Origin of the sequence: Ramlibacter sp., from assembly GCF_013697775.1 — a bacterium.
Lineage (GTDB): Bacteria > Pseudomonadota > Gammaproteobacteria > Burkholderiales > Burkholderiaceae_C > Ramlibacter.
In genome coordinates this window covers 1-6,715 of the sequence record NZ_JACCWG010000363.1, presented here as the reverse complement: position 1 = coordinate 6,715, position 6,715 = coordinate 1, and the positions used below count along the sequence as shown (strand labels likewise).

General features: G+C 72.6%; 1 protein-coding gene. It reads left to right on the top strand.

The annotated features are described in order from the left end of the window. A partial coding sequence (locus H0U68_RS18375; RefSeq protein ID WP_296358223.1) for an SDR family NAD(P)-dependent oxidoreductase occupies positions 1 to 6,715 on the top strand: 6,715 nt, incomplete at both ends.

The following is a 6,715-nucleotide window of genomic DNA, read 5'->3' as shown; positions in this document are numbered from 1 at the left end:
GAGCTGCACCGCGCGCAAGGCGGCGTGTCGCCGCCCCTGCAGCCCAAGCGGCCCGACGCCGGCATCGAAGCGCGGCTGCACCGCGCCCCGTTCGGCCTGGCGTGCCGGGCCGGGCTCGACCATCTGTGCGCGCAGTCGCGCCTCACCCGGTTCGAGGTGCTGCTCAGCATCTTCGCCTGGACGGTCCACGCCGCCACCGGGCGCGACCGCGTCCGCATCGCCAGCCCCGTCGCCAACCGGCCGGTGGCCGAATTCGAGAACGCGGTCGGCATGTTCGCCAACACCGTGCTGGTCCCGATGGCCATCGATGAGCTGGACGACCTGCACGCGCAACTGCGCCAGCAGGCCGCGACGGTGCAGGCGGCGCTGGCCTGCCAGGACGTCGCGCTGGCCGACGTGGTCGGCGACCTCGGGCTGGCGGCGCGGCCGGCGGGCAGCCTGTTCGACTTCATGTTCGTGCTGGAGAACACCGACTACGGCCGGTTCCGGTTGCCGGGCGTGCGCGCAACGCCGTGCCTGGCCGAGCGGGTGCAGGCCAAATGCCCGCTGACGCTGTCGGTGGTGGACGGCGAGCCGGGCCTGGACTGCATCTGGGAGTACCAGTGCAGCCATTTCGATGCGGGCGAGATCGAAGCGATGGCGGGGTTGTTCCGGCGCGGGCTGGACCTGCTGCTGCAGGAGCAACCTGCCAGCCTGGACGACCTGGTGGCGCCCTACCGTTGCCGCCTGCCTGAACTGGGTGCCGGGCCGCCTGCGTCCGTGGGCTTCGATTCCATCGCGGACTGGTTCGAGCACCAGGCGCGCTGCACGCCGGATGCACCGGCGCTGCGCGGGCACGGCAACACGCTCAGCTACCGCGAACTCGATCGCCTTGCCGACGCACTGGCAGCGCAGCTGCTGGCGGCGCACCCGCTTGCGCCCGACGTGGAGGAGGGCAATCAGCCGCTGCACGTCGCGCTCTATCTCGGCGCGTCGGTCGAGCACGTGGTCGCGCTGCTGGCGCTGGCCAAGCTCAATCTCACCGCAGTGCCGCTGGACACCAGCTATCCGCCCGCGCTGCTGCGCCAGATCCTGGAGCGGGCACAGCCGCATTGCGTGCTGCTGCGCGCCGAATCGCTGGACGCGGCGGCGCGCCTGGACGACGGCCGCTTTCCGCGCCATGTGATAGCGCTGGATGCCTGCGCCGATGCCGCGCCGACAGCCGCACGGCGCGGCCTGCGCCCGCTCTACACGCTGTTCACGTCCGGCTCCACCGGCGCGCCCAAGGGCGTGCAGGTGATGGACCGCACCCTGTGCAACCTGCTGCAATGGCAGCGCGCGCAGGGCGGCCTGGCGCCGGCGGCGGCGACCCTGCAGTTCTCGATGCTGTCGTTCGACGTGTCGTTCCAGGAACTGTTCTCCACCCTGTGCGGCGGCGGGTGCTACCACCTGCTGCCTCCCGCCTGGCGCCAGGACCCTGAAGCGCTGCTCGCTTACCTGGCCGAGGCGCGAATCGCGCGCATCTTCATGCCCTACGTGGCGCTGCAGTTCGTGGCGGAAACCGGCGTCGCGCGCGGCCTGTACCCGGCCGACCTGCGCGACGTGGTGACCGCGGGCGAGCAGCTGCTGTGCACCGAGCCCATCCGCCGCTGGTTCGCGGGCATGCCGCGCGCCACGCTGCACAACCACTACGGCCCGACCGAGACCCACGTGGTCAGCGCGTACCGCCTGTCCGGCCCGCCAGAAAATTGGCCGGCGCGCCCGTCCATCGGCACCGCGGTGGCCAACGCGCTGCTGCGCGTGGTGGACGCGCGCGACCGGCCGGTTCCGCCGGGATGCAGCGGCCAGCTGCTGATCGCGGGTCCCATGGTGTGGCACTGCTACCTGGACGACGCCGCGTTGAACAGCGCACGTTTCGCCGACCTGCAAGACGACGCGCAGGGCCCGGCCCGCACCTTCTACCGTACCGGCGACCTCGCGTCCTTCGGCCATGACGGCCAGCTCCACTTCCTGGGCCGCGACGATCAGCAGATCAAGCTGAGCGGGCACCGGCTGGAGCTGGGGCAGATCGAAACGGCGCTGATGCGCCATCCTGGAGTCGTCACGGCCCTGGTGGCTGGCGAGGGCGAGCCCGCCAGCCTGTCCGCCTACCTGCAGACCGACGGCTCCGAGCTGTCGGCCCAGGCGCTGGACCGCCATCTGGCGCAGCACCTTCCCAGCCACGTGCGCATCGACCGCTACCGGCAGGTGACGCGCTGGCCGCGGACGCCCAGCGGCAAGATCGACCGCCGCGCATTGCCGCAGGCCGACTGGCGCGAATGGGCGCAGCCGCAAATAGCCTCGACCCCGAAGCCGGCAAGCGGGCTGGAGCAGTCCCTGGCCGACCTGTTCGGCGAGGTGGTGGGCCGGCCCATCGCCGCCGACCAGACCTTCTTCGAGGCGGGCGCCACCAGCCTGGACCTGATCCGCTTCCACCTGCGCTGCCGCTCCGCGCTGGACGTGCCGCTTGGCATGCCAGACCTGTTCGAGCACGTGACGGTGCGCCGGCTCGCACGCCACCTGGAAGGCGCGCAGCCCGTGCCCGCAACGGTGCACACGGCGCAAGCGCCGGGCACCAATACACAGGAGACCCGCATCGCCATCATCGGCATGGCGCTGAAGGTGCCGGGCGCCGACGACCTGGGCGCTTTCTGGGACATGGTCGCGCGCGGCGGCAGCGGCATCGAGCGCTTCACGCCGGCCGACGACGGGCTGGTGGGCGCGCGCAGCCAACTGCGCGGCCTGTTCGACTTCGACCCCGCCTACTTCGGCATCAGCCCCCGCGAGGCGCAGCTGATGGACCCGCAGCAGCGCCATTTGCTCATGGGCTGCGTGCATGCGCTGCAGCACGCCGGCATCGACCCCGCGCGCACCAGCCGCCGCATCGGCGTGGTGGCCAGCTGCGGCGAGGTCACCTACTTCCAGGACCTGCTGCGGCGCGCGGACGCAAGCGCCTTGCCCGACAGCTTCCAGATGGCCTTGCACCACGACAAGGACTTCCTCGCCACCAAGGTGGCGTTCCATCTCGACCTGAAAGGCCCGGCCGTCAGCGTGCAGGCGGCCTGCGGCAGCTCGCTGATCGCGGTGCACATGGCCAGCGCCATGCTGCGGCAGGACGACAGCGACGTCATGCTGGCCGGCGGCGTGCTGATCGATCCGCTGCTGTCCGATGGCTACCGCTACCGGCCGCAGCACATCTTCTCGCGCGACGGCGATTGCCGGCCGTTCAGCGACGACGCCAGCGGCACCATCGGCGCCAGCGGCTACGGCGTGGTGGTGCTCAAGCCGCTGGCCGCGGCCCAGCGCGACGGCGACCGCATCTATGCGGTGATCGAGGGCTCGGCCATCAACAATGACGGCGCAGGCAAGCTCGGCTACACCGCTCCCTCGCTGGCCGGGCAGGGCGAGGTGATCCGCGCCGCGCTGCGCCGCGCCGGCCTGCAAGGCGCCGACGTCGGCTATGTGGAAGCGCATGGCACGGGCACGCTGCTCGGCGACCCGGTGGAGGTCGCGGCGCTGGCCAAGGCGTTCGGTGCGGCCGCGCCTGGCGGCTGCGCGCTGTCGTCGGTCAAGAGCCAGATCGGGCACCTGGGCGCCGCCGCCGGCGTGGTCGGCATGGTGCGCGCGGCACTGGCACTGTTCCATGGCGTGGTGCCGCCCAACGTGGGCTTCCGCGCGCTCAATCCGCAGATCGCGCTGGCAGGCACGCCGTTCTACATCCCGACCGAGGCGAGCCCCTGGCCTGCGGGCCGGCGCCGCGTCGCCGGCATCAGCAGCTTCGGCATCGGCGGCACCAACGCGCATCTTTTGCTCGCGCAGGCGCCGGTGTCCAGCGCATCGCATGGCCTGAAAGCGGTGCAGCCTTGCCTGCTGTTGTCGGCGCACAGCGAGAGCGCCTTGCGCGCCGATCTCGCGGCTGTCGCCGGCTACCTCGAGGCGCATCCCGAACACCATGGCGCGGTGCTGCGCCACTTGCGGACGGCGCGGCCCCGGCGGCGCTGGCGGTTCGGCGCGGTGTGCCGCACGGCGCAAGAAGCCGTGGCGGCGCTGCGCGCGGCGCCGGTCTGTGAGGTCGATGCGCAGGACAACACCATCGCGGCCGAAGGCGCGTCCGCGGAGGCACTCGTCGCGGCATGGCTGGATGGCTCCGGCATCTCCTGGAACGAGGATGCGGCCGCCGCGCCCTGGGACTTTCCGCCCGCGGCCTTCGATCTGTCGCCGTACCGTTTCGACACGGCGCACATCGATGCAGGGCGGCGGGACGAAAACCATGCGTTCCCGCCGCGGCAACCCGCCGCGCAATGGCTGCACCAGAACCAGTGGCTGCGCCAGCGGCGCCTGCCCGATGCACCCGAAGCCCGCAGCCGCGACACACTGGTGCTGGTCACGGCGGGTGGCGATGCCGGTGCGCTGCTGGACGCTGCGAGGCCGGTGTACCGGCGCGTGATCCAGGTCGAAGCCGGCGAGGGCTACCGGCGCCTGGGCGACGACAGTTTTGCGGTCGATCCATGCGATGCGCAGTCGATGGGCGCGCTACTGGCCGCCATCACGGCCGATGGGGTGGCGTCGCTCGACTGGCTGCACGCATTGCCGCTGTCGGTTGCCGGCGAGGTCGGCGAAGCCAGCCTGGCGCGCGCGCAATGGGCCTGCGTGGACAGCGTCGCCGCACTCATGCAGGCGTGGGGGCAGGGCGCGCCGGCGGCATCGCTACAGCTGTGGCTGCTGTCGCACCGGCACGCGCCTGTCGAAGGCCCGGTGCTGCGGCCCGAGCTGGGCGCACTGGCCGGTGCGCATGCGGTGGTGCCGCAGGAATACGCGCTGGAATGCCGCTGGCTGGACCTGCAGGAACCCGCCTGGGCACGGCAGGCCGGGCCGGTGGCGGCGCTGCTGGCGTCGTCGCCGCCCTCCGGCGCGCGACTGGCTTTACGCGACGGCTTCCTGTGGCAGTCGGCTTTCGCCGGCTGCGCTGCGCCGGACGTGCAAGCCGATCCCATGCTGCTGCCCGACGGCGCCGTGGTGCTGGTCATCGGCGGCAGCGGCGGCATCGGTGCGGTGCTGGCGCGCCAGCTGCTGGCCGCGCCGCGCCGCCGTGTGGTCCTGCTGTCGCGCCGGCCGCAATTGCCGGCCATGCTGCGCGAATATGCCGACCGCATCGCGCTGGTCGCCGGCGACATCGGCGATCCGGCCGGCTGGCCCGCGCTCATGGACCGGCTGCGGCAGCGGCATGCGCGCCTCGACGGCGTGGTCCACGCGGCGGGCCTGGGCACCGGCGGGCTGATCCAGTCGCGTGGCACACCACAAGCCGGTGGCGCCGATCCAGCCAAGACGCTGGGCATGGCCGCCATCGAAACCATCGTCGCGCAGTTCGCGCCGCGCTTCGTGCTGTATTGCGCGTCGATGTCCAGCGTGCTCGGCGGCGCCGGCCAGTTCGACTACGCGGCGGCCAACGGCGTGCTGGACGGCTTCGCGCACTACCGCCCGGCAGCCGCGCGGGACTGCGTGCGCATGGCCGTCGACTGGGACATCTGGCGCGATGCCGGCATGGCTGCCACCGCCGACCTGGCCCGCGATGCGCGGCACCAGGCGCACCTCGCGGTCGGCCTGTCCAACGAGGAGGGCGTACGCGTGTTCGCGCAGGCGCTGCGGCTGCAACTGCCGCAGCTGCTGGTGTCCACCACGCAGATCGAGGCCTCGCGCCGGTTCTATCCGGCATTGCCGCGCCGCGCGGTGCCGGAGATAGCGCTACCATCCGATCGGTCGCTCGCAGTGCATCTGCAGGAACGCATGGGCGCCTGGCTGGGCGTGCCGGTGCTCGACACCGCCGCGTCGCTCTACGACCTGGGTGCCGACTCCCTGACGCTGCTGGACCTGATCGGCGAATTGGCGGAGCGTTTCCAGGTCACGCTGCAGCTGTCGCAGTTCGGCCCGGAGGTCAGCCTGGACGACGTGCTGGCGCTGGCCAAAGCCGCGCGCCGGCCTGTGGCACCCGCGCCTTCAGCCCCCCAGGGCGCACCGGACGATGTGCCAATCGAGGTCTGGCGCGAGGGCAGCGGCGCCGACCTGCTGTGCCTGGTCCATCCGGTCGGCGGCGACGTGCAGGCCTACCGCGAACTGGTCGCCGCGCTGGACGCCGACCTGCGGGTTTGCGTGATCGCCGATCCCCTGCTGGCGGACCCCGGCCTGCCGCCGCCCGGCGTGCGGGAACGTGCCGCCCGCTACCTGCGGGCGCTGGAGCGGCGCTATCCGCGCGAGCAGTTCCGCTGGCAGCTCGCCGGCTGGTCGTTCGGCGCCGCGGTCGCGCACGCCATGTGCGCGCTGGCCGAGGAGCAGGGCGAGCCGGTGGCGCAATTGCACCTGATCGACCCGCCGCCGCCCGCATCGGCGGCGCCGTTGCCCGCGCCGACCGACGCCCAGCTGGAAGCGGTGTTCCGGCGCGAGCTGCTGTCGCAGCGGGAGTCCGATGGGGGCGGCGGCCAGGTCGACGCTGCCCGCGCGAACGACCCGGCCGCAGCGCAGGACTATGCCAGCCGCCTGGCGCAGTGCTGCCAACACAACATGGCCAGCCTGGCACAGTTCGAGCCGACCCGCCTGGCGCGGACCACCGCCCATGTGTTCATCGCAACGCGGTCCGATCCGGACGCGCTGGCCGTGCCGCTGCCGCCCGCGGCCGCGCGCACCGCCTGGCGCGCCCTGCTGC